This is a genomic window from Mycobacterium sp. E1214 (genome assembly GCF_001666755.1).
Classification (GTDB): Bacteria; Actinomycetota; Actinomycetes; order Mycobacteriales; family Mycobacteriaceae; genus Mycobacterium.
Genome location: NZ_LZJC01000142.1, coordinates 27,142 through 48,955 on the forward strand (window position 1 = coordinate 27,142; position 21,814 = coordinate 48,955).

The 21,814-nt window shown below is 65.2% G+C and carries 28 protein-coding genes and 3 tRNA genes; 21 read left to right on the top strand and 10 right to left on the bottom strand.

The window, feature by feature from the left end; translation table 11 throughout:
• Positions 1-56 precede the first annotated feature (56 nt).
• Entirely contained in the window at positions 57-1,253 is a 1,197-nt protein-coding gene (locus A5700_RS20105) for a cysteine desulfurase-like protein (protein WP_068071915.1), read from the top strand.
• 7 nt (positions 1,254-1,260) lie between these two features.
• On the opposite strand, the gene A5700_RS20110 is transcribed toward A5700_RS20105, so the two are convergent.
• Positions 1,261-2,238: an NAD(P)H-quinone oxidoreductase gene (locus A5700_RS20110; protein WP_068071958.1), complete on the bottom strand. Its 978-nt coding sequence runs from the start codon at positions 2,236-2,238 to the stop codon at positions 1,261-1,263.
• Between the two features lie 80 nt (positions 2,239-2,318).
• Between A5700_RS20110 and A5700_RS20115 the strand changes: the two genes are divergently transcribed.
• Positions 2,319-2,408, top strand: a tRNA-Ser gene (locus A5700_RS20115).
• 15 nt (positions 2,409-2,423) lie between these two features.
• On the opposite strand, the gene A5700_RS20120 is transcribed toward A5700_RS20115, so the two are convergent.
• Genes A5700_RS20120 through A5700_RS20135 form a run of 4 tightly spaced genes read right to left on the bottom strand, consistent with a single transcriptional unit; the run spans position 2,424 to position 5,881 of the window.
• Positions 2,424-3,530 carry a hypothetical protein gene (locus tag A5700_RS20120; RefSeq protein ID WP_068071917.1) on the bottom strand — a complete coding sequence of 369 codons (1,107 nt, stop codon included), beginning with the start codon at positions 3,528-3,530 and terminating at the stop codon, positions 2,424-2,426.
• A gap of 46 nt (positions 3,531-3,576) precedes the next feature.
• The gene (locus A5700_RS20125) at positions 3,577-3,768 is read right to left on the bottom strand and encodes a hypothetical protein (protein ID WP_068071919.1); all 192 of its coding nucleotides are present in this window, start codon (positions 3,766-3,768) and stop codon (positions 3,577-3,579) included.
• 30 nt (positions 3,769-3,798) lie between these two features.
• Positions 3,799-5,037, bottom strand: coding sequence for a lipase LipE (gene lipE / locus A5700_RS20130; protein WP_068071921.1), 1,239 nt, complete (start codon positions 5,035-5,037; stop codon positions 3,799-3,801).
• 19 nt (positions 5,038-5,056) lie between these two features.
• Positions 5,057-5,881, bottom strand: a complete 825-nt coding sequence (locus tag A5700_RS20135; RefSeq protein ID WP_068071923.1) for a crotonase/enoyl-CoA hydratase family protein — start codon at positions 5,879-5,881, stop codon at positions 5,057-5,059.
• 23 nt (positions 5,882-5,904) lie between these two features.
• On the opposite strand from A5700_RS20135, the gene A5700_RS20140 reads away from it, so the two are divergent.
• Positions 5,905-6,489 (top strand): TIGR03086 family metal-binding protein, encoded by a 585-nt coding sequence (locus A5700_RS20140; protein WP_197502883.1) that lies wholly within the window; start codon positions 5,905-5,907, stop codon positions 6,487-6,489.
• Positions 6,490-6,510: 21 nt separating this feature from the next.
• Here A5700_RS20140 and A5700_RS20145 read toward each other — a convergent pair whose 3' ends face one another.
• Together A5700_RS20145 and hisC are read right to left on the bottom strand one after the other, a co-directional pair.
• The gene (locus tag A5700_RS20145; protein WP_068071927.1) at positions 6,511-6,972 is read right to left on the bottom strand and encodes a DUF4334 domain-containing protein; all 462 of its coding nucleotides are present in this window, start codon (positions 6,970-6,972) and stop codon (positions 6,511-6,513) included.
• 10 nt (positions 6,973-6,982) lie between these two features.
• Positions 6,983-8,050 (bottom strand): histidinol-phosphate transaminase, encoded by a 1,068-nt coding sequence (hisC, locus tag A5700_RS20150; RefSeq protein WP_068071929.1) that lies wholly within the window; start codon positions 8,048-8,050, stop codon positions 6,983-6,985.
• A gap of 84 nt (positions 8,051-8,134) precedes the next feature.
• Between hisC and A5700_RS20155 the strand changes: the two genes are divergently transcribed.
• Positions 8,135-8,226: transfer RNA gene (locus A5700_RS20155), tRNA-Ser, on the top strand.
• Between the two features lie 30 nt (positions 8,227-8,256).
• A tRNA-Arg gene (locus A5700_RS20160) sits at positions 8,257-8,329 on the top strand.
• 73 nt (positions 8,330-8,402) lie between these two features.
• Here A5700_RS20160 and A5700_RS20165 read toward each other — a convergent pair.
• Together A5700_RS20165 and A5700_RS25535 are read right to left on the bottom strand one after the other, a co-directional pair.
• Positions 8,403-9,578, bottom strand: coding sequence for a tyrosine-type recombinase/integrase (locus A5700_RS20165; protein ID WP_068071931.1), 1,176 nt, complete (start codon positions 9,576-9,578; stop codon positions 8,403-8,405).
• Positions 9,571-10,131, bottom strand: coding sequence for a helix-turn-helix domain-containing protein (locus tag A5700_RS25535; RefSeq protein ID WP_082960566.1), 561 nt, complete (start codon positions 10,129-10,131; stop codon positions 9,571-9,573). Before A5700_RS25535 ends, A5700_RS20165 begins: the two co-directional genes overlap by 8 nt.
• A gap of 108 nt (positions 10,132-10,239) precedes the next feature.
• Here A5700_RS25535 and A5700_RS27465 point away from each other — a divergent pair, with 108 nt between their 5' ends.
• The 8 genes from A5700_RS27465 (at position 10,240) to A5700_RS26220 (ending at position 14,086) form a co-directional block, all read left to right on the top strand.
• Positions 10,240-10,422 (top strand): hypothetical protein, encoded by a 183-nt coding sequence (locus A5700_RS27465; protein WP_082960567.1) that lies wholly within the window; start codon positions 10,240-10,242, stop codon positions 10,420-10,422.
• Positions 10,423-10,597: 175 nt separating this feature from the next.
• Positions 10,598-10,858, top strand: a complete 261-nt coding sequence (locus A5700_RS20170) for a hypothetical protein (RefSeq protein WP_068071937.1) — start codon at positions 10,598-10,600, stop codon at positions 10,856-10,858.
• Positions 10,855-11,697 (top strand): hypothetical protein, encoded by an 843-nt coding sequence (locus A5700_RS26205; protein ID WP_156671313.1) that lies wholly within the window; start codon positions 10,855-10,857, stop codon positions 11,695-11,697. The genes A5700_RS20170 and A5700_RS26205 overlap by 4 nt, the downstream gene beginning before the upstream one ends.
• Entirely contained in the window at positions 11,694-12,284 is a 591-nt protein-coding gene (locus A5700_RS20180) for a hypothetical protein (RefSeq protein ID WP_068071943.1), read from the top strand. The genes A5700_RS26205 and A5700_RS20180 overlap by 4 nt, the downstream gene beginning before the upstream one ends.
• Positions 12,281-12,640, top strand: a complete 360-nt coding sequence (locus tag A5700_RS26210; protein WP_156671314.1) for a hypothetical protein — start codon at positions 12,281-12,283, stop codon at positions 12,638-12,640. The genes A5700_RS20180 and A5700_RS26210 overlap by 4 nt, the downstream gene beginning before the upstream one ends.
• Entirely contained in the window at positions 12,633-13,061 is a 429-nt protein-coding gene (locus tag A5700_RS26215) for a hypothetical protein (RefSeq protein WP_156671315.1), read from the top strand. Before A5700_RS26210 ends, A5700_RS26215 begins: the two co-directional genes overlap by 8 nt.
• On the top strand, positions 13,058-13,891 hold the full coding sequence (locus A5700_RS20185) for a hypothetical protein (protein WP_156671316.1): 834 nt from the start codon (positions 13,058-13,060) through the stop codon (positions 13,889-13,891). Before A5700_RS26215 ends, A5700_RS20185 begins: the two co-directional genes overlap by 4 nt.
• 3 nt (positions 13,892-13,894) lie before the next feature.
• Positions 13,895-14,086, top strand: coding sequence for a hypothetical protein (locus A5700_RS26220; RefSeq protein WP_156671317.1), 192 nt, complete (start codon positions 13,895-13,897; stop codon positions 14,084-14,086).
• A 126-nt stretch (positions 14,087-14,212) separates the two neighbouring features.
• On the opposite strand, the gene A5700_RS26225 is transcribed toward A5700_RS26220, so the two are convergent.
• Positions 14,213-14,353, bottom strand: coding sequence for a hypothetical protein (locus A5700_RS26225; protein WP_156671318.1), 141 nt, complete (start codon positions 14,351-14,353; stop codon positions 14,213-14,215).
• Positions 14,354-15,166: 813 nt separating this feature from the next.
• On the opposite strand from A5700_RS26225, the gene A5700_RS26230 reads away from it, so the two are divergent.
• The 8 genes from A5700_RS26230 to A5700_RS26250 all read left to right on the top strand — a co-directional run bounded on the left by A5700_RS26230 (position 15,167) and on the right by A5700_RS26250 (position 21,534).
• Positions 15,167-15,676, top strand: a complete 510-nt coding sequence (locus A5700_RS26230; RefSeq protein ID WP_156671319.1) for a hypothetical protein — start codon at positions 15,167-15,169, stop codon at positions 15,674-15,676.
• Positions 15,673-16,602: a low molecular weight phosphatase family protein gene (locus A5700_RS25545; protein ID WP_082960568.1), complete on the top strand. Its 930-nt coding sequence runs from the start codon at positions 15,673-15,675 to the stop codon at positions 16,600-16,602. The genes A5700_RS26230 and A5700_RS25545 overlap by 4 nt, the downstream gene beginning before the upstream one ends.
• Before the next feature lie 32 nt (positions 16,603-16,634).
• The gene (locus A5700_RS26235) at positions 16,635-17,774 is read left to right on the top strand and encodes a hypothetical protein (RefSeq protein WP_156671320.1); all 1,140 of its coding nucleotides are present in this window, start codon (positions 16,635-16,637) and stop codon (positions 17,772-17,774) included.
• Between the two features lie 332 nt (positions 17,775-18,106).
• Positions 18,107-18,271 (top strand): YegP family protein, encoded by a 165-nt coding sequence (locus tag A5700_RS27470; RefSeq protein WP_082960571.1) that lies wholly within the window; start codon positions 18,107-18,109, stop codon positions 18,269-18,271.
• Between the two features lie 450 nt (positions 18,272-18,721).
• Positions 18,722-18,946, top strand: a complete 225-nt coding sequence (locus A5700_RS20205; protein ID WP_231973853.1) for a hypothetical protein — start codon at positions 18,722-18,724, stop codon at positions 18,944-18,946.
• Positions 18,930-19,622: a hypothetical protein gene (locus A5700_RS25565; protein WP_082960572.1), complete on the top strand. Its 693-nt coding sequence runs from the start codon at positions 18,930-18,932 to the stop codon at positions 19,620-19,622. The genes A5700_RS20205 and A5700_RS25565 overlap by 17 nt, the downstream gene beginning before the upstream one ends.
• A 246-nt stretch (positions 19,623-19,868) precedes the next feature.
• Positions 19,869-20,039 (top strand): hypothetical protein, encoded by a 171-nt coding sequence (locus tag A5700_RS26245; protein WP_156671321.1) that lies wholly within the window; start codon positions 19,869-19,871, stop codon positions 20,037-20,039.
• 499 nt (positions 20,040-20,538) lie between these two features.
• Complete coding sequence (locus A5700_RS26250; RefSeq protein WP_156671322.1) at positions 20,539-21,534, top strand: hypothetical protein; 996 nt, start codon at positions 20,539-20,541, stop codon at positions 21,532-21,534.
• The last annotated feature ends 280 nt before the right edge of the window (positions 21,535-21,814 follow it).

Genomic DNA, 21,814 nt, shown 5'->3' on the forward strand with positions numbered 1-21,814 from the left:
TGGCACCCGCTACCGTTGCAATTTCGCCGAAAAGCGGACGCCTTAAGGTGGCTGGCATGGCTTACGACGTCGCCCGGGTGCGCGGACTGCATCCGTCGCTGGGTGACGGGTGGGTGCACTTCGACGCGCCCGCCGGCATGTTGATCCCCGATTCCGTCGCGACCACGGTGTCGACGGCGTTCCGCCGGTCGGGTCCCACCACGGTCGGCGCGCACCCGTCGGCGCAGCGCAGCGCCGCCGTGTTGGAGGCGGCGCGGGCGGCGGTGGCCGACCTGTTCAACGTGGACGCCGCGGGCGTCGTTCTGGGCGCGGACCGGGCGATCCTGCTGTCGGCGTTGGCCGAGGCGTCGTCGTCGCGGGCGGGGCTCGGCTACGAGGTGATCGTCAGCCGCCTCGACGACGAGGCGAACATCGCCCCGTGGCTGCGGGCCGCGCACCGATACGGCGCCAAGGTGAAGTGGGCCGAGATCGACATCGAGACCGGCGAGCTCCCGACCTGGCAGTGGGAGGGCTTGATCGGCAAGGCCACCCGGCTGGTCGCCGTCGCCTCGGCGTCGGCGACCCTGGGCACCGTCACCGACCTGCGCGCGATGACCAAGCTGGTGCACGACGTCGGCGGCCTGGCGGTGGTGGACCACTCCGCCGCGGCGCCCTACCGGTTGCTGGACCTGAAGGAGACCGACGTCGACGTGGTGGCGGTCAACGCCGCGGCGTGGGGCGGACCTCCGATCGGGGCCATCGTGTTCCGGGACCCGGCGCTGCTCAACTCGTTCACGTCCATCTCGACGGACCCCAAGGCCACCGGCGCGGCGCGCCTGGAAACCGGGGCCCACCAGTTCGGCCTGCTCGCCGGGGTGGTGGCCAGCATCGAATACCTGGCAGCGCTGGACGAATCGGCCCGCGGCAGCCGCCGCGAGCGCCTGGCCGTGTCGATGCAGTCCTCCGCGTCGTACCTGAACCGGATCTACGACTACCTGATGGTGTCGTTGCGGTCGCTGCCGCTGGTGATGGTGATCGGCCGGCCCGAGGTGCGCATCCCGGTCGTCAGTTTCGCGTTGAACGGGGTGCCCGCCGAGCGGGTGGTGCAGCGGCTGGCCGACAACGGCATCCTGGCCGTCACCAACGAGAATTCCCGCGCGCTCGACGTGTTGGGCGTCAACGACATCGGCGGCGCGGTCACGGTGGGCCTGGCCCACTACTCGACCACGGCCGAGGTCGACCAGTTGGTGCGGGCGCTGGCTTCCCTGGGCTGACGCCGGGTCAGCCCGGCACCGTCAGCACGATCTTCCCGGTCACATCGCCGGCCTGCAGCCGCTGGTGCGCCTCGCCGGCCCGCTCGATGGGGACGCGGGCGCCGATGACCGGGCGCACCCGCCCGTCGCCGATCATCGGCCACACCTTGGCGGTGACCGCCTGGACGATCTCGGTCTTGCTGTTGGGTCCGGTCACGGGCCGCGCCCGCAGCGTGGTGCCGATGACCCGCGCCCGCTTCATCAAAAGCTTGGCGATGTTGAGCTCGCCTTTGATGCCGCCCTGCATGCCGATGATGACGATCTGCCCGTCGGTGGCCAGGGCGTCGACGTTGCGGTCCAGGTAGGCCGCGCCCATGATGTCGAGGATGACGTCGGCGCCGTCGGTCTCGTCGCGCAGCCGCGCGACGAAATCCTCGTCGCGATAGTTGATCGTGATCTCGGCGCCCAGCTGGCGGCAGAATTCGAGCTTGTCCGCCGAGCCGGCGGTCACGGCCACCCGGGCCCCGATCGCCCGCGCGATCTGGATGGCGTGGCTGCCGATACCGCTGGCGCCGCCGTGGATCAGCAGCAGTTGGCCCGCGCCCAAATGGGCGGTCAGTACCAGGTTGGACCACACCGTGCATGCCACTTCCGGAAGGCCCGCGGCGTCGATCAGGTCGACGCCGGAGGGGATGGGCAGCAGCTGACCGGCGGGGACGGCGACGCGCTCGGCGTACCCGCCGCCGGAGAGCAGCGCGCAAACCTCTTGCCCGACAGACCAATCGGCAACGCCCTCGCCGGTCTCGGCGACGACGCCGGACACCTCCATGCCCAGCGTTTCGCTCGCCCCCGGCGGCGGCGGGTATTTGCCGGCCGCCTGTAACACGTCGGCGCGGTTCACGCCGGCCGCGGCCACCCGGATCACCACCTCCCCGGCGCCGGCGGACACGTCGGGGACTTCTTGCCAGGACAGTCGATCGGCGGCTTCGGCGACGATGGCGCGCATGTCGGCCACGCTACTAGCCGCGGTTACCGGCCGCCGACGCCGAGGTCCGGGCGCCAGCCAACTCGACTAGCCTTACCCGTGGTGGCGTGGCAGAGCGGCCTAATGCACTCGCCTTGAAAGCGAGAGACGGCTAACAACGTCCGGGGGTTCAAATCCCTCCGCCACCGCCAGGCCAGCCGCCGCCGTCAGTGCAGCGTCGGCGCGTAGCGCAGCACGGCGGCGACCCCGTCGGCAGGCTCGATCCGTTCGTCGGTGCGCACCAGCGCCGCCCCGACCGAGACCGCGAACGCGGGCAGCGCCTCGTCGGCCCGCAGGATCTTGTCGGGGGCCGCGCCCTGCTCGGAGAGCACGTTCTCGTTCGGCGCGACGGTCGTCAGTCCCTCGTCGGCCACCACGGTCGCGTCGCCGATGTCGCCGATGATCAGCGTCTCCACGGCACCCTGCCGCAACGCCGAGCACACCGCCCCCAAGCCCTCGGCCGCCAGGCCGGAGTCTCGCCCGATTTCGGCCGTAAAGCGTTGCGCCGCTTCGTCGATGGTCCGCAACTGGCGCTTGAGGAACTCCGCCTCGATGGCGTGCTCGATCTCGCCGAAGTCGTGACCGCTGTGGCGGGCGCCGACCTCGAGCGGCACCGCCCGGTCCGCCAGGCGCTGGGGCAGCGCGGCGAGCAGGTCGGAGCGGGACCGGACCTCGCCAACGACGAAGACGACTTCGATGCCCTTGTCGTCGACCAGTTCCGCCACCCGGTCGGCGACGGCGCGCACGTTCTTGCGGGCGGCTTCGTCGGTGCGCTGCTGGGGATCGCCGTATCCGGCGTTCTCCGCGCCCGCGGCCTTGTGCACCGGGTGCCCGCCGCCGTCGACGGTTTCGCTGCGCAGCGTGCCGCCGATCTGGGTGGTGATGTCGGCGCCGCTGTGGTCGACGACCACCAGAACGTAATCCGGGTGGTCGAAGCTGTGCTCGAGAATCGGTACCAGGTAAGGCAATTCGGACACCCGGACCACGCTGGTGGCGGCGGCGCGGGCCAAATGCTCGTTGATCAGCACGCCGGTGGCGCCCGCGATCACCGCCCGCCCGCTGCGGCCGACCGGCGGGCGCAGGTCCCGCACGGCGCTCTCGATCCCGTCGACGACGCTCTGCTCGGCGCCCTGCTTCTCCAGCTCCTCCTTGACCGCGCGCCACTTGAGGTCGAGTTGAGCCTCAGCGTCGTGGGTGTCGTGCGAGTCGTCGAAGTAGACCGAGGCGAACGGCCCCGGCGCGTCCAGTACCTTGCGGAAGCGTTCAGAATCCATGTCTTGATGGTTGCCCCGCCGGTGGGGGCACAAACCTCGGCGGAACCTAGTAGCTGCGGTCGCCCTCGCTGTCGTCGAAGAAGCGCCATTCGCCGTCGCTTTCGACCTCCATGCGCCAGCCCAGCTCGTTGCCTTCGACCTTGTTGTCGGCGAACCATGCGTGCGCTTTGTCGGCGCTTTCAATGTCCTTCGTGGCGACGACGTCGCCCTTGGGGTTGAGCACTCGGTAGGTAGCCATGCCCGGCAGTGTTCCCACCTCCGGGCGATGTCAACCGCCGGTTATTTCGGCGGTGATCGTGTCCAGCAGGGCGGTGTACCGCTTGGCTTCGGGGTCGCGCCCGGGCTTTCCGCTGCTGATGACGCCGGCGGCCAGGCCGCGCGCGGGGTCCGCCCACAGGGCGATGTTGACCAGGCCGAGGTTGCCGAACGCGTGGGGCGCATTGCGGCCGAACGGCCCCCACCTTTTGGTGCCCAGGATCCATCCGGTGCCCCACCGGGCAGGTTGCAGGCCGACGGCGAAATCCGGCCGCAGCCGTCGGCATTCCTGCACCGCGCCGTACATCGTCTCCGGGCTGAGCACCCGCACTCCGTCGAGTTCGCCGCCGCGGCGCCATATTTCGGCGAACCGCGACATCTCGTTGGCCGTCGACACGGTGTTGGACGACGGGATGATGGTGTTGAGGAACAGGGGAGTGTTGGTGATCGGGATCATCTCGTGCACGGTCCCGCCGATCGCCTTGCGGAAAATGGCGGCCACCACGGGCGGCAACGGCCGGCCGGTGGCATGACTGGGCGCCACCAGCGGCAAATCCTGTTGCGAGACACCGAAATTCGTCCACCGGAAGCCGAGAGGCTGCAGGATCTCGGTGGCCAGGATCTCGCGGATCTCCGTGCCGGTGGCCGCGTAGACAAGCTCACGCACCAGCGGTCCCCAGGTCAGCGCGTGGTAGATGTGCACCAGGCCGGGGCGGTAGAGCGGGCGCAGTTCGCTCAGCTTCTGCTGGGCGTACTCGTGGTCGTCGGCGCGCTTGACGTCGGGCCGCGGGCCGGTGGGGAAGGGCAGCCCGGCGCTGTGCGTCATCACGTGCCGGATGGTGATGCGGTCCTTGCCGTGGCTGGTGAAGGTCGGAATGTATTCGCAGACACGGTCGTCGAGCGCGAACACACCGCGCTCGACGAGCATGTGGATCACGGTGGCGGCGATGCCCTTGGCGGCCGAATACACGCAGAAGGGCGTGTCCGGAGTAACGGGGATTTTCTCGGCGTCGGGCGCATCCGTCGGGGCGTTGCCCCAGCCGTGGCCGATCGCCCGGTTGAGCACCACGCGCCCGTGCTGGCGCAGGCACAGCTGGATCGCCGGGTGAAAGCCCGCCTGGTACCAGTGCCGCGCGGCCTGCCAGATGCGTTCCACCGCGGCGCTGTCGATCTCGGAGTGGTCCTCGTCGCCGATCGACGTCACGGAGTCCAGGTCAGACGGGACGCGGATCCTGCCGTCGGGTGTCGTCACGTCAGCGAGGGTACGTGGCTCACTCGCCTCGGAATTGCGGCGCACGTTTTTCGAACGCCGCGGTGATGCCCTCGGTGAGGTCCTTCGACGGCAGGAACGCCGCGTTCCAGGCGGCGACGTAGCGCAGGCTCTCCGAGACCGCCGCGATGCGCTGCTGATCCAGGACGTCCTTGACGCCGTGCACGGTCAGCGGCGGGTTGGCGGCGATCTCGGCGGCGGTGGCGTGGGCGGCGGCCAGCGCGGCGTCGGCGTCGGCGTACACGTCGTTGACCAGGCCGATCTTCTCGGCGCGGGCGGCGTCGATGTCCTTGCCGGTCAGTGCCAGCTCGCGCAGGTGCCCGTCGCTGAGGATCCGGGGGAGCCGGGCCAGGCTGCCGACGTCGGCGACGATGGCCAGCTTGACCTCGCGCACCGAGAACTTGGCGTCGGCGCTGGCATAGCGGATGTCCACCGCGGAGATGAGGTCGACGCCGCCGCCGATGCACCAGCCGTGGACGGCGGCGATCGTGGGGGTCCGGCAGTCGGCGACCGCGGTGATCGCCGCCTGCATGCGCTTGATCTCGGCGTGGAAGTCCGCGCGTGGACGGGCCAGCGCGTCGCCGCCCAGCAGCGGGGTGAACGCCCCGCCCATCGCGGGCACGTCGAGCCCGTAGCTGAAGTTCCTGCCCGAGCCGGTCAGCACGATCGCGCGCACGTCGCGGTCGGCGTCCAGCGTCGCGAACACCTCCGGCATCTCCGCCCAGAACGCCGGGCCCATCGCGTTGCCCTTGCCCGGTCCGATCAAGGTCACCTGCGCGACCTGGTCTTTGGTCTCCACGGTGACCGATTCGTATGCTTGCGCCATATCGAGACCGTAGCGTGGGAAACATGCCCCGCGACTTGCGCCCCGGCCCGCATTCCCCGCCCACCGACGAGCTGCACAGCGCCGAAGACACCCTCGGCGTGCTGCAGCGGGTGCTGCACACCATCGCCGCCGACGACCTGTCGCGCCGGACGCCGTGCACGGAGTTCGACGTGGCACAACTGACAACGCACCTGCTCAAGTCGATCGCGGGCGTCGGCGGCATGGCGGGAGCGCAGATCCCCGACTCCGACGAGGGCGACTCGGTGGAGCGCCGGGTCGTCGCCGCGGCCCGCCCGGCCGTCGACGCCTGGCACCGGCGCGGGCTGGACGGCACCGTGCCGTTCGGCAAAGGCCAGCTGCCGGCCAAGAACGCCTGCGCCATCCTGTCGATCGAATTCCTGGTGCACGCCTGGGATTACGCCGTGGCCGTCGGGCACGACCTGAACGCCCCGGAGCCGCTCTCGGAATACGTGCTGGGCCTGGCGCGGCAGGTCATCCGCCCGGAGATCCGCCGCGGCGCCGGCTTCGACGACCCCGTCGACGTGCCCGACGATGCCGGTGCCCTGGAGCAGCTGGTCGGCTTCACCGGCCGCGACCCGGCCCGCTAGCGCTTCTGTAGGCGCGAGCGCCTACACGCGCTCCAGATAGAAGTAGTAGTAGCGGCCGCTATCGCGGACGCCCTTGCCGTTCATGATGCCCATCACGGCGTCGTCGTCGATTCGCTTGAAGTGGTCGTGCACGGGCTGGCCGTCGTAGACCATCGTCGCGGTGACCTCGCCGCGGAACTCCTCGAGCCACAGGCTGGCCTCGCCCTTGCCCATCTCCTTGTTGGAGAACTTGTTGCCGTCGGCGTCCAGGCATACCAGCGGTTGCACGTCGCGCGCGGACACGAAGTTCTTGCCGAACCAGCCGGCCTTCTCGAGCTGCCCGTTCATCCGGTGGCCGGTGCGGAACTCGCCGCCCTTCCACTCACCGAGCATGCCCTCGATGGTCGCGGGCGGTAGCGTCGCCCAAAACTCGTCGAGCTCGGCATCGGGGATGTCACCGTCGCGCTCCTTGAACTCGGTGAACAGCTTGCGCGCCAAGTCCATGAGCGCTCCTTCAGGCGTCGGTGCGGGAGATCCAATCGCAGGCGAACTGCAGCAGGGCGTCATTCTCCTCCACCGCGCCGATGGTGATCCGCACCCCCTCGTCGGCGAAGGGCCGCAGCACCAGGCGCGCCTCGGCGGCCTGCTCGGTGAAGTCCGTGGTGCGATCCCCCAGCGGCAGCCAGACGAAGTTGGCCTGCGACGGCGCCACGGTGAACCCGGCCTCGCGCAGGGTGGCGCTGACGCGGGTGCGCTCGGCGACCAGCGCGTCGGTGCGGGCCATCAGCTCGTCGGAGGCCTCCAGCGACGCGATGGCGGCGGCCTGTGCGACGTTCGTCACGGCGAACGGCATGACCACCTTGTCCAGCGCGGTGATCAGGTCCGGGCGGCCGATGGCGTAGCCGACGCGTAACCCCGCCAACCCGTAGGCCTTCGAAAAGGTCCGCAGCACAACGACGTTGCCGCGGGTGAGCGCTAGCTCCAGGCTGTTGGGCAGCATGCCGTCGCGGATGTACTCGACGTAGGCCTCGTCGATCGCGATGAGCACGTCCGGGGGCACCGCGTCCACGAACCGGGTCAGCGCGTCCGGATCGACCACCGTCGAGGTCGGGTTGTTCGGGTTGCACACGAAGATCAGGCGGGTGCGGTCGGTGATCGCGGCGAGCATGGCGTCGAGGTCGTGTGTGTGGTCAGTCAGCGGCACCTTGACGGTGGTCGCCCCGGACACCTGGATGATCGGCAGGTAGCACTCGAAGCTGCGCCAGCCGACGATCACCTCGTCGCCCGCCGCGGCCGTGATCTGCACCAGCTGCTGGCAGAGGGTGACCGAGCCGCTACCGACGGCGAGGTGCTCGGGCGCGAATCCGGGGCCCAGGTGCATGGCCAGGGCGGCCTTGAGGTCGACGCTGGCGTTGTCCGGGTAGCGGTTGACGATCGCGACGGCGCGCTCGATGGCCGCTTGCACGCTGGGCAGCGGCCCGTGCACGGTCTCGTTGCTGGCCAGTTTGATGGAACCCGGGACGTTCTTGCCGGGCACATAGACTGGCAGTCCGGCCAGTTCGGGTCGCAAGCGGGCGGTCACTTCGACAGTTTATGTCGCGGATGTGTACAGTATGGCCGGTTCCGCGAGACCGGAAAGGGGTCGGGTACCCTCAGAAAGTCCAAGGGAGGCGTGCCAGAGCGGCCGAATGGGGCTCACTGCTAATGAGTTGTCCCCCTCAAAGGGGACCGGAGGTTCAAATCCTCTCGCCTCCGCCAGCGGAACACACGCAACACAACTGAAGACAGGCGCCCGTAGCTCAACGGATAGAGCATCTGACTACGGATCAGAAGGTTAGGGGTTCGAATCCCTTCGGGCGCACTCACGACCAGCGCAGACGCTTCGCGCGGCACCGATAGCGCCAGCGAGGATCCTGAAATCTGATACTTTCCTGTCACTTTCGCTCCGCACTTTCCTGACCAGCGAACTCATCGAGAATGGCGCGTACGTCCGGGCCACGGGTATGCCGTTGCAGATAGTGGGCTTCAGTGGTTGCGAGCTTGGCGTGGGAAAGCTGTTGCTGAGCCACCTCGGCGCCCAATGCGTCTCGGACCACCGTGGCCACCGTCCGCCGAAACGAGTGCGGCGTTACCCACGAGAGGTCGGCCGGCAGCGCAGCCCGCAGCGACCGCCGCATGTTCGCGAGCGACATCCAGTCACCGTCGCGATTGGCGAAGACCGGTCCGTCCATCCCGGATTCACTGACCAACGATGCGAGGGCTTCGACACCGAAGCGAGGCAGCACAACGGTATGCGGGGCAGCGTCGCCTTTACGGTTGTCTTGGCGGTGCAGGGGCTTGCCGGCGATTCGCCCGTGGTCGATGAGTGTCCCAGTGATAATTGCCGTCGGGGGATTGCCCAACAGATCAACGTCTGACCAACGCATGGCCAGCACCTCGTTCGGCCGCGCGCCGGTCGCTGCCAATAGCTCCACGAACGCGGGCAGCAGTCGCCCTCGCTGCGGACCGGACCCCTCCCGCTGAACATAGGCGCGTACTGCGGCTCGGACGCGCTCAAATTCGGCTGCCGTCGCCGCCTTGGCGGCCTTGCGCGTGGTCTTTACCGTGCGTGCTTCCCGGATTGGATTCACCGCGAGCACGTCGTAGCGCACGGCCAGGCCGTACATCCCGGACAGGATCATCCGCAGCCGTTTCGCTTGGGTCGTCGCTCCCATCGACTGCAAGCGTGCGTTGGCGCGGCTCGTCGACAACTCTCCCGTGCGTAGCGCGCCGAGCTGTTCCGCACCGTGCGAATCCCACACCGCGCGGTACTGGTTGACGGTCTGCTGACTCACTCCGTCTACTACGGCTTTCGCCTCAATCCAGATTGCAAACAGTTCAGCTAGTGTCGTCCGGTCGGTCACGATCTGACCCGACATAGGCGCGCGCCGACCCTGTAGATGCCGTTGGAGTACTCGCCTAGCATCTTCAGTCGACTTACGGCTCGATCGCTCTACGCGTCGGCGCTTGCCGTCCGAGTCGCGGACGTATGTAGCTGCGAAATGCCTTCCGCTACTTGTCCATTCGGAGATGCGGCCGTGCTCACCCGGTTGCAAACGTTGCCTAGGCATTGTCTTCACCTAGCGACGCCAGCCATCGATCAATCTGCCGGTCTAGAAAGGCGTTTTCCGCTCGCTGCTCATCGGTCAACTCTTTGCCGGTCGGCACCACCTTCGCTTTACGTGCCTGCAATTCGTCAATCGTGCGCAATACGGCGAGAGTCTCCATACTTTTCCGGTAGCCGGCCCGGAGCCGCGCAGCGTCAGAAGCGTTCGTATCGTCTTCGAGAGCAGGGCGCAAACCTGAAAACCACTGTGCTGCTTGGAATTCAGTTACTCGCACGCTCGGCGTTATATCGACGAGCCCTTCGTAAGGGCCCGGGTATACCAGTCCAACTGGGGAAGTGTTTAGTGCCACGGCCAAAACGATCAGCTCGCCGAGGTCGAACCGCGACCTCCCGTTCTCAATCTTGGTGATGGTTGTCCGATGTATCGGTACGCCAAGGTCTTTGCATCGCTCGGCGAGTTGTTGGGCCGTCATATCCAACGCCTTTCGCCGCGAGGCGACCGCCTGGCCGATCCGTTGAGACAGCGCCGCGTGCCAGCCCTCCCCGACGTTCTCCATAGCGACATTCTGACATAGATGCTGGCGAACTAGTGCACATTCCGATAAAGTTCCCCACACTGACAAAAACGACCTTCATGTGTCGCTGTAAAGAACTATCGGGAAGGCATGAACGTGAACGACTGGCAGGCTACGAGTTCGAGGTTGGGCGGTATATGCCGCTCAAAAGTGTTTCAACTCTGGGCATCCGGCGAGCTCGGCTCTGTAACAATCGGCCGCCGGCGCTTCTCTACCGATGCGCAGATCGCGGACTACATCAGCCGCCTTGAAGCGGGGGCCGGCGCAGCATGAGCACAGGGCGGCGGATTCCGGTCGCCCTGGACAACGGCTGCGAGAGCACTCCGTGTAGCGAAGCAACTGAGACCCGGGCCGGAACGCTTTCACCGCTGCGATGCCCGGGTTGTGCCTTAGTACACACGCGCCAGCCGTGCTTTCCGGGCTGCGCTGACGAGACGGCGATCAGTGCATGACCACCGTTGGCCACGACAGCGACGACATCGATTTGATTGACGAGTCGCGAAGCGTCTGCCTGTGCGACGTTGGGGCGCCCGGCTACCTCGCGGCGACGGTAGTATCCGGTGACGGCACAACGCATTTCGTGCTAGCCGCCGGCGTGGCGCTCGGTGACTACAACGTTCGATACGACCCTGTGTGTCACGACGCCCAGCATGAACAGGTCGGGCCGCCCCCCGCCGGGGCGCGCGAGCGCATCAAGACTGTCTCATGAGTCGGCCGCCGTTCGTCCAAGTCGTACCGAACGAGATCGAACGCTACGGCGCAGCCGGCGCTGTCGTGCTGGCGCATATCCGGTACCGGTGCCATTCAGATGGCCCGGGCCGCATCCACATTGAAGGCATGCGGTGGTGGCGAGTCTCCTATGCACAACTGGGCAATGAAGTCGGGTTGGACAGGGAATCGATTCGCCGCGCACTCAGGCATCTAGCAAACGTTTTGCAGATCGAACATCACGAGCCTTTGGAGGATCAACGTCGATCTTTCCGAATAGCGTCTGACCTCCCAGAGGTTAAATGCGACACCCCGGCGACCTCCCAAAGGTCGTATGCGCCACCCCCCGTGTCGCATACGACAGCCCCCCGTGTCGCATACGACACCTGTACTTCTTATAGAGAACTGGGAGAAGAAAGAAAACAAGAACCCCCTAACCCCCAGTCCGACGGCGCACCGGCGCAACCGCTTTCGCCAGGGCAGGGCAAAGCGATCGCGCGCATTCGTGAACTGAACACAGCCGGCTGTTCGGCGAACGCCCACGCCATCGCTGAAGCCTTCAGCGCATCGCTTCCCGTGCCGGTCGAACGCGGCCTGTTGGCCGGCATCGGCAAGCAGATCGACAACTGCCTCAAATCGGACATTCCGCCCACCGCGATCGCCGCCGGGCTCAAGGTGTGGTCGGCGTCCGACTCGTGGTCGCCCACGCAGATCCCGCATTTCGTGCTCAAAGCCGCCAACTCGCGCGCCGCCGGCAACGGCGGCGGCAAGCCCACTGCGAAGGCTGTCGGCTACGACGAGGCCGCGGCCGAACTGCTCGCGGAAGTCGAAACGCTATGACGACAGCCCTGAACGCCACCGCCGACGACGTTCGCAACACCGCCGAAGCACTCAAACTCGCCGCCGTCCTGGACGACCGCGTCACCGCCGGCGACAAAGCGCGCATCGCCGCGTGGGCCGAGCAGATCCACCGCCACAACCTCATCCGCTCGGATCTGCTCGACGGCCTACAGGCGTTCTACGACAACCCGAGCGCCAACGCAATTCAGATCGGCGACCTGATTCAGCACGCACGCATCGTGAAGAACCGCCGGCTCGAACGCGAGTCCGACGCCGAACGCGACGCACGCCGCGAGCTAGCCGACACCAAGGCCGCCGACATGACGCACGCCCTCGCCGGCGCCGCGCTCACCGGCCCCACGAAGAACCGCACGGCGCGGCTCGAACGCGCCGAAATGGGCTTGCAGGTCTGCGAGGGCAAGACCGAATCAATCGCCGCGCTACGTGAGTACTTCGCAGCCAACTCCGGGAGCCGGGATAGACAGAACCCGACGAGCGACCAACAACGCGCCAAGCCCGTAGCCGGCCGTAGGCGCGAGTGGGTCAGCCATCCATCTGAAGCCCGAGAGCGCGGCAGATCAGCATGAGCCAGCTCGACGAGCGGATGCTTCGACTGGCGCTGTGGTGTGCCGAACAAGAACTGACAGCCAGGCGCAAAGGCGACCGACCCGGCGGCGTGCTGCCGTGGAATGCCGAACTCGTGCGCGCGCTCGAACTCGAACTAGCCCTGTCCGCATCGGGACAAGATGAAGGCGCAGAGCTGAAATGCTCTCTGCATGACGACGAATGGATCGGAACGGTTGAGGCAGCACAGATTTTGCGTTGGCATGAGCGCACGCTTCGGCGCCGAGCGTCTGACCTCGATGGCCGGAAAGTGGCGGGCAAGCTGGTATTTCAAGCCAGCACTGTCCGCTCGTATGCGGAGGCGATGACCGATGGTTGACTTTTCGCCCGAAGTTGAAGCCCAACTAGCCGCACTCACCGATGGTGAATGGTCGGTGCTCACAGCGAAGCTCCGTGCACCCGATACGACTGAGATGCTGAGAAGTGCTGCCGCGCAGCATATTTCCGGTGCCCAGCTCGACGCCTTCGTCGCGGTAATGGACGTGTCGAAGTTTGTCGGGGACGACGGCCAGATCAACACCCGCAAAGTGGAAAGTCACCTGGCGGCGCTCTACGGAACGCCAACGGCGGCCGACCAATGGGGGCGAGGCGGCGCGTCCGGGCGTAAAGCTGCGGCCGAGCGCCACAACCGCAATGCCGAAGCCGACGCGTCCGAAGCGCCACCAAACCACGGCCCCGGCGCCGCCGGACGTGCGGCCGCAGCCATACGACACCCATCCCGGAAGGACGCCGAGCAATGACAACAATGAGCGAACGCATTACCGCCATCACCGAAGACAGCCTGCCCCCCGAGTACTTCACCGCGCAACGCGTCGCGGACGAGACCAAGCGCAAGCTCAATGAGCTAGCGGCACCGTCGGACGTATCCGCGCCTCATCCGCTCGACACCGGTGAAATCACCGACGAATGGATCAACGACACCGCCGAACTCGAAACCCGCCGACGGCAGTGGGAACGCCGCCGCGGCGTGCTCCTAACCCTGGCGAATGACGCACGTGGCCGAGCGCAGTCGCTACGGGATGCGCAGAAATCCAACATCTTGGCCGCATACAACGACGAACTCAACCGCCTCCTAGACCGCGCGCACGAACTCTCAGGCGAACTTCGCGGAGTAGACACGGCACACGAGGCCATCGCCAACGACCGTGGCCCGCAATGGAAGGCGCTCACCCAGCTCACCGAGGACTACCACGAATTACGCGTCGCCCAGCACGCGCTAATGTCGCACGACGTTGTGTTCAGCGCCAAGGCCAAGGCCGGCGAAGACCACGCCAGCGACTTGTATCTGAAGAACCTCGACGACATCTGGCCCGGCTGGCGCACGGCCCAATCAGACGACAGCATGCAATACCCCAACGGCGGCCGCCCGTCGACACGCCGAGAACCGTGGCCCGACGAACCCGCCGCGCTGATGCTCTGGCTCGTGCGCTCGAAGGCCGAACCCTGGATTCCCAGCGAGGCTGACCTCGAACGCCTACGCCAACGACGCATCGCCAAAGCCAACCCGATCCCGAAACTCATCCGCGACGACCCCGCATACCTCAACAAGCCCACTAAGAAAGGACGATGAGACATGGCAGACACATTCGACCTGGACCCAAACACATTGCCGCCCTTGACCAAAGCCATCCGAGAGACATGGCGACCCGCAACCGCGTTCAGCGCCGGCCTCGACGCGCCGCCCACACGGGAGACCATGCGCGCGATCCTCGACGCGGTCTACGTGCTCGAAACCCGACTCACAGCAGTCGAGTCGGGCCAATGACTTGGCGGCGGCCGGCGTCAAACCCCTGCGGTCAGTCTGCGGCAAGGGCGTGCCATGACGGCTAAGTCAACGGCCACGAGTGCGTACCTGCGCCGCGCCGCCGCCAACACTACGACGGCACTGCGATCAGACGTCGAGCCCGAGTTCGGCCCACAGTTGCTCGGCCGGCACCGTGACTCCGCTGCGCTTGCGCGCGCTGCGTCGATCCTTGGCGTCCTCGACAGCCTCAAGGATTCGATCAAGCAAGCGGAGCAGCGGGCGGAACATCACACCAGATTACGAGAAGAGACAGGTGCTGCTTATGCCACGAGCGCCGCGACGCTGCCCGGGCAAGAACGGCGAGTGCACCAACCTGATCGGGAACCGTCGCTACTGCGACGAATGCACCGAGGCATGGAAAGGTCCGCGCACAGCATCCAGCCGCGTAACGTCCAGTGCCGCATGGAAAGCAATGCAACCGACCATCCTCCGGCGGGATGGCTATCGGTGCCAGATCCGCTATGCCGGCGTGTGCACCAGCTACGCCACGGTGGTCGACAAGATCAAGCCCGCTGCCCGTCGGCCGGACCTGGCACTCGACCCGAGCAACGCGCAAGCGGCATGCGCTGCGTGCAACGACCTGAAGGCTCGAACAGTCGACCGCGGCAAGGCGGAACCACCACGATCGCCGAGCTGATCGCACGGCAGCGGCGCTCTCAGGCCCCGCAACAGGCCGCTCACGCCAACCCCCATACGGGGGAGGGGTACCCCGGGGTAGGCACTTCCGCCGTATCAGTCTGCGAAAAATGGTCTGTACGGGTTGGAAGATTTTCCGGTCGCACGGGCGAATTCGCCCTGAAGTGAATCGAATAGTGCCGTGAGACAACGTAATTCGAGCTACTACATGAAGACGGTTCCGTGCGGTTGGTGCGGGAAAAGGGTACGCGAGTCGGAGTCGGGCCGAGAGCGGCGGTGGTGTTCGAATGCGTGCCGAATGAAGTCGTACCGCGCGCACAAGCGAGAGCGCACCCCGCAAGCAGAGGTCGATCGTCCGTTGGCTGGTGCACGCCGACGACAACCCAATTAGCGAGGCGATGCGACATGAAAAATACCGCAGGCAACAGCATTCCGTCGCTGATTGGCTTCCGGTTTTGGCTAGTGCGGCCGGGCCAGGACTTGTTGCTGTCACCGTACGACTGTGGACCGGCGTGGCCGAGTGCTGCGTTCGTGGCGAAGTGCTCGACGAACCCTGAGCACGTTCCGCCGGCGTCCGGCTGCGATTGCGGCGTCTATGCGGAGCGGACGGTCGACGATGCTCGCGAGCGGGTGCGCCGGCACCGAAGGACCGTAGCAATGAACCTTGCGCTCGCGGGCGTGCGTCCGCCTGCGCTGCCGTCGTACGTGATCGGCCGTGTCGCGCTCAAGCGCCCACTGCCGTTCGTACCCCGGGCGGGGATGATGCGGATTGGTGCTGACGAACTTCGGGCAGCATCTGCCGAAATCGTCGATTTGACGGTGCAACCCGGTGCGAGTGACTCGCAGGTCGGTGCGCGGCTGGCCGCACGATATGGCGTGTCGGTGTCGGTCGGCCAACTTGGGTGTGTCGGATGAGCGCACTGCAAATCGCCTTCGTGTGTCGGTACAACCGGGCCCGTTCGGTGATTGCCGCGACCATATTCTCCGAGCAGCTCGCTAGGCGCGGCCTGGCCAATGCGGTGCGGGTGAGTAGTGCGGGCACGGACGCGGTTGCGGGCGGGCCGATCGACCCGCAGACCGTTCACGTGCTTGGCCGACACGGTTATACGGCGCCGGCGGATCACCGCGCCTCTCTGCTCGGCGACGATCACCTGTCCGCAGACCTGGTGGTGGCCTTGGGGTACGAGCACGTAGGGGTGTTACAGCAGCGCGGGGTGGATAACGACCGAATCCGATATGTGGATGTACAAAATCCCTGCTTACCAGGTGATTTCGAGGACGCATATGTTGCTATTCAACCGGCGATGTTTGGGCTGCACGCTTGGGTTAATAAGCAGCTCGCGGTGTCGGTCGTGGAAAGCACTGTGGGCTGGCGGTTTTGGATTTGGACGCCCGGCGATGTGCTGCGGTCGCCGTTCGCGCCGGCTAAAGCGTGGTTGTCGACATCGATGCCGGCGCATGGTTGCGTGAATCCCGAACATGAGCCGCCTGTGCCGGGCTGTTGCGGCTGGTATGCCGACCTTAACGAGGCCGATTCGATCGCGCGGGCCCGCGCATACCGGGTCAACCTGCGGGGCTACGCCTTGTGGGACCACCTCGTTGTCGGAAAAGTCTCACTGGCCGGCGCGGTGCCGTTCCGGCCCCCGGCGATGATGCGTCAAGGGGACGCCGAGGTGGAGTGGCAAGCGCGACAGGGCACCCTCGTCGAGCTGGGCATCCTTGATGCCGAACTCAACGACGCCGCCGGCGCGGCTTGCCGTGAATTGGCGGTGCGGTACGACGTGCCAGTCCACATCAAGAAATATCCCGCACACGGCAAGCCTGGACGGGAGGTTCGCTGATGGCGGCTGGTTGGTGGGCCGAATACATGTCGGTGGTCACGGCCACGCTTCAGCAGTTGCAGGCGTCGTTGGTGGGCGCCGAGACCGCGCCTGCGGCGATCACCGTGACAACGCTGATGCCCACAGCGCAGCTGTCCGGCGTCATGCTGCCCGCCGGCGGCCTGGCGGCCGGCTTGCCAGCGGTGACTGCGAACCTGACTGGCGGCGAGCAGGAAAGCGGCGCGATCGGCGCGAGTCTGCCCATGCCCGCGGTCGGCATGACGGGCGGCCGGTTCGAGTCGGGCAACGTGGCGGCGATGCTGTTGGCCGTCGTGGCGTCGCTCTCGGGCTCGGAGATCGGTCAAGGTGAGTTGTCGGTGTCGTTGCCGAAAGTGGTTGTGGCGCTTGCTGCGAGCGAGGCGTCGAGCTTTGTCGACTTCAACGAGCTGTACGCGGGCGGGCAACTGGCGGCGGTCACCAACAAACCCGTGCCTTCGGGCTGCGCCGGCCTGTGGGTCACCCTGCTCGGCGCCGGCGGTCTTGGCGGCACCGGAACGTCGACGTACAACTCGACTGGTGGCTCGGGTGGTGGCGGCGGCGGTCGGGTCAACCGGGTGTGGATACCTGCGTCTCTGCTCGGGCCGACCTATTCGGTTTCGTACGGTTTCAACGGAGCCGACACTGTATTCACCAGCGGCGCAATCACTTTAACCGCCAAAGGCGGCGGCGCTGGTTACTGCACGACGGCGTACAACGCGGTCGCCGGCGGCGGCGTGGGCGGCGCCTGGTCGGCCACCCCTGCCACGATCAACGGAGTTGCCGTGACCGGCGCCAATGGCTCTGCCGGCGGTAACTCGCACATGCAGGCCAGCTACCCCGGCAACGCCAACGCTAGCGACGCAGGCCCGGGTGGCGCCGGCGGCCGCGGCTCGTATAGCGGCCTCTCCGGCGGCCAGCAGGGCGGCGCGGCGTCGAGCACTGTCGCAGCTCCCACCGCTGGCGTGGCCGGCGGGGACGCCGCGGCACCGCCACCGTTGCACGCCGGCGCGAGCGGCAGTGAGGGCGCGCCGGGCGGTAAGTACGGCGCCGGCGGTGGCGGCGGCTACTCGTACGGAAACGTCGCGGGCCAAGCCGGCGGCGGCGGCGCCAGCGGAGCCGCACTACTCGAATTCAAAGGTGTTGCGCCGTCATAACGGTGCGGCGCTGGCGGCGAAGCACGGGAACCGTCAACTAGGCATCCCCGACGAAACACCGGCGTATCTCCGTGCCCGGGGCTAGTGAAGTAGAAGAGATCCGGGAAACTACCTGACGCCGCTTCCGGCCGAACGTCGAAAGCCGAAAGCCTTGAGCTGTCGTGGGTCAGGGAGGGTGAGTTTGACGGCCTGCCACTGCATCCCGGATTCGCGGCCAGCTAGCCAACCCTTCGCACTCCCCGCTACTTCGTCTAGCGGGTAGGAGTCCTCTTCCAGTCGCGACACGTCGGTGGGAGCATATGACGGTATGGCGAACGACAGACGTTTTGTGATTGATCGCAGCACCAACGGCCAATACTATTTTTTCCCTCCGAGCCGACAATGGTCAAGTCCTTGTGACCAGCAAGACTTATACGACCAAGCAGTCCGCCCAAAATGGCATCCGCGCCGTTCAAGAAATCGCAGCCTCGTCGCCGGCCATACACATGACGTCGTGACCGACGTGATTTGTGGCGGAATCGACGCACCATGCACGGTCGATGGCGCGGCGCGCTGAAACCGACCATGGCAGGCTGGCCGCTGCTAGCCCGCCAGCGAACCGTTGCTCGACTAAGTGGCGATTCCGCGACTAGTCACACAACACGCCGATCGGTTTACTTGGCGGGTTCCTGGGCCCGGGTAGGCTCAAGAGAGCCACCCGGTGCCCAGGCATCCGAGGCTGGCCTGAACCCTAACTAGTGGCCGAAGTCACAGCCGAGCGTTCTTTGCTGGCTCTAAGCGACAAACCGACCTTCCGATGCCGGTCCCGCTGCCTCTACTAGTAGCTTCTACCTGCGGTTTGTGACGGAGGCGGATCAATTGATGCGTAATTGGGCATACCTGTCATACGTCGGCTGTTCAATCGTTAGATTGGCAGGCATCGACGAGTGAGCGTGGGGGTGAAGGCAGTGACAGCAGCGTTGAAGGCGACTGAGGTCAGCACCGACGTGGAAGTGGCCACCCGTGAGGATTTGAAGGCTGCGGTGTTCAATGCGCTTCGGCGTGCTGGTTGCAACAGCTTTGACGAACTGGCTGCGCAAGCCCGCACGGGTCGATTCAAGTCGATGCGGGCTCGTCTCGCCTGGGTCGCGATCGGAGACCTGTACCAGGTAGACCTTGACTCGGAGGTTTGACCTAGAACAGGAATCCCGTAAGTTCGGCGAGCATCTATCCGAGCTTCTCAATGGCACCATTTGCACGGGTATCCGACTGACTTCCGTCGTCTCGACTTATTCGCGCGACCGCACCGTCGTCGGCTACCAGATCAGCAAGCACAATCAGGATTTAATCGACGGCATTCCTGTCACCATTGGCCGACGTCCAGCGAACTTCTACCTCGGCCTATCTGTCCACCTGGCCCCCGATGACCAGGTGCAGCACCTGATGGTCACGCAATCAGTGATGATCCTCGCGAACGATCCCGACGTCGGGAATGACTCAAATGTCTTGTTGCACTATGACTATGAGCGCAACAAGGAGGACGACTATCCAGAAGCTCACCTGCAAGTCTGCGCCAGTTCGAAAGCATGGGAGATCGCTGGAAAACGCTTAGATGGCAGTAGGCGGCTACTTGAACGGCTCCACCTCCCGGTGGGCGGGCGACGCTTCCGACCCACGTTGGAAGACCTCTGCGAATTCCTCGTGCGCGAGAAACTCGCAGAGGCACAACCAAACTGGGAAAGCGTGATTGAGGAAAGCCGCGGAGGGTTTCACGAGAGGCAGCTCCGCGCCGCAATACGTAGAAATCCAGAGGCGGCCGCCGACCAACTGCGCAAGCAGGGGTACTCCGTCATTGATTTCAATGCCTGACAACCTGCGTGGCTGGTCTGCCACGCCAGCACCAGGTCGGGGCACAGCAGATACCGTTGGTTTCGGTCACGCTAGACTGGGCTACACGTACATGGCAGCTCGCTCGCCGATAAAGGTCACAAAACCGCAGGTCGTGGGCGAGCCTGTCAGGGGGATGTGATATGGTGCGCTATCTTTTGCACGTTGGAGTCCCCGCCGTGACGAAAACCATCCGAGACAGAGGACTGAGTGCCTAGCATGGCAAGTATGCCCACGTCAGAGACATCAGCCACCGACCTCCTGCCCGACAAAGAGATAAACCGGTATGGCCTAACCCTCAACCGGGCTTCATTTGAAAAGCTCGGCGAGGCTCTCAATCGCATCAGCGATGCCGAGCGTTCGGCCGAGATTGCAGCATCGACCCTGAGAGTTTTCTGATACTAGGCACCTGTTCAATAGCCTGGTGGCATTCCACGAGTGGACCGAGAATCCCCCGGAGTACACGTCTACGTATGATGTGTCCGCCCCGGACGGTTGGCAGCAATTCTACGGCCGGTACGTTGGCCCGAGTGGTAACCAGCCACTTCGGCGGATAATAGAGGTAGCCCAGCAGCACAATGTACGAGCTGTACTCGTTGAAACCCGCTACATAGATGCTGATTGGCGCAGTGAGCACGCGAGCTTCTACTCGACAACTTACGTTCGATATCCGTCCGTGGCACATCGTGCGCACCTTTTCACGGATTCCTTGCCGCCCGACCTAGGCGACTTGTCCTCATTGCGAAGTGCATATAAAGGCTATGTAGTACTTCGCCCGCTCAAATCATCGCCTGTTGGGCGAACAATGATCTCACCCCCTCCGGAATTAGATGGGGGAACGCGATGCGAAGCCATTGAGCACGTCGACGTGCTGGGATGGCAAATGACAGTGCGGGGTATGCCGTTCATTAGCCAAGATGCACAATATCTGCGGTGCGCGCATGCGGACATGTGGATGGTGCTTCGGCATTCTTACCTGCGCCACCAGGTAGGCAGGAAACTGCCGTCGACCGTTCACGACGCTGCCAAGGGTGGCGTTGTAGCGAACCGTCAACTTCCATCTGAAGGTTTAACGCATCCACAGATGATGGCAGGCATGTCGCTTTTGGGACTGTCACCCGCGACCCTTCAATTGCCCAAGGATTCGGCAGAAAACGCTAAGTTGGGAGACCTTGGCTTATTCCAAATCCTCTGCCGCTACGTCAATAGCAATATCACCCCAATGGTCTACTCGCAGGTCGGGGGGCATATTTGGCTGATCGTCGCTTATACGCGGGCTCCGTCGGCAGCGCATCCCCACGTCACGCTGTATCGCCACGACGATGCGCTAGGGCCCTACCTTCGTATCGACGATCCCTGGAATGAATCGATACCATCACACAAATCATGGGCTCAAGTCATCATGCCGTTACCGCCCAAGATTTATATGACGGCTGAACGTGCCGAGGCAATTGCCCAGTGGTGGTTCAGCGAATGGTTTTCGACCGCAGATCAGGGCAACCCTCTATGGCAGACCCGCCAGCAAGGCGAGTTCCGGGTACGTACATACGGTATCGATTCCAGTGAGTTCAAATTTGCTCTTGACTCAAGACCCGGCTTTGATTCAGACGTCGCTCGGCAATATCGCCTAGCCCCGTGGCCACGGAACCTCTGGGTTGTCGAAGCAGTCGATCGGAGATATCGCGGAGTCGCCGGCGGAAGCGTGCTGGGAGAAGTGATAATTGACCCGACCGCTAATCATTACCCTTCTCCATCCGAACCTGGCATTCTCGCCGCGCATGTTCCCGGTTTCTGGATGCGCCAAAGCGTCGACGATGATACTCAGCAGCAAGGTGCTTGCGGTGAAGGACGCTACGAAACGGGACGCCCCGACTACAGCAACCAGCTGCCCTGACCCACCGCGCAACATCACGAGCAGCCGACGTTGTGCGCATTGATGCCCTGGCACTGAAATGGCGGCAATTGGCTGCCGTACGGAGGATTGCCGGGGTTGGGATATATCGGCTGGTCGCAGGGGTGTTGCTGGTCGTAGTACGTCCCTAGGTATTGGCACGTTCCCGGGTCCGCGTGCGCCGGCTGCGCGGCGGCGACCGCGGTGGCCGCGAACAAACTTCGACCAAGGCGCCGTCGGGCCGCCGAACATTGGCCGACAACCCAACCAATGCAGGGGGAGC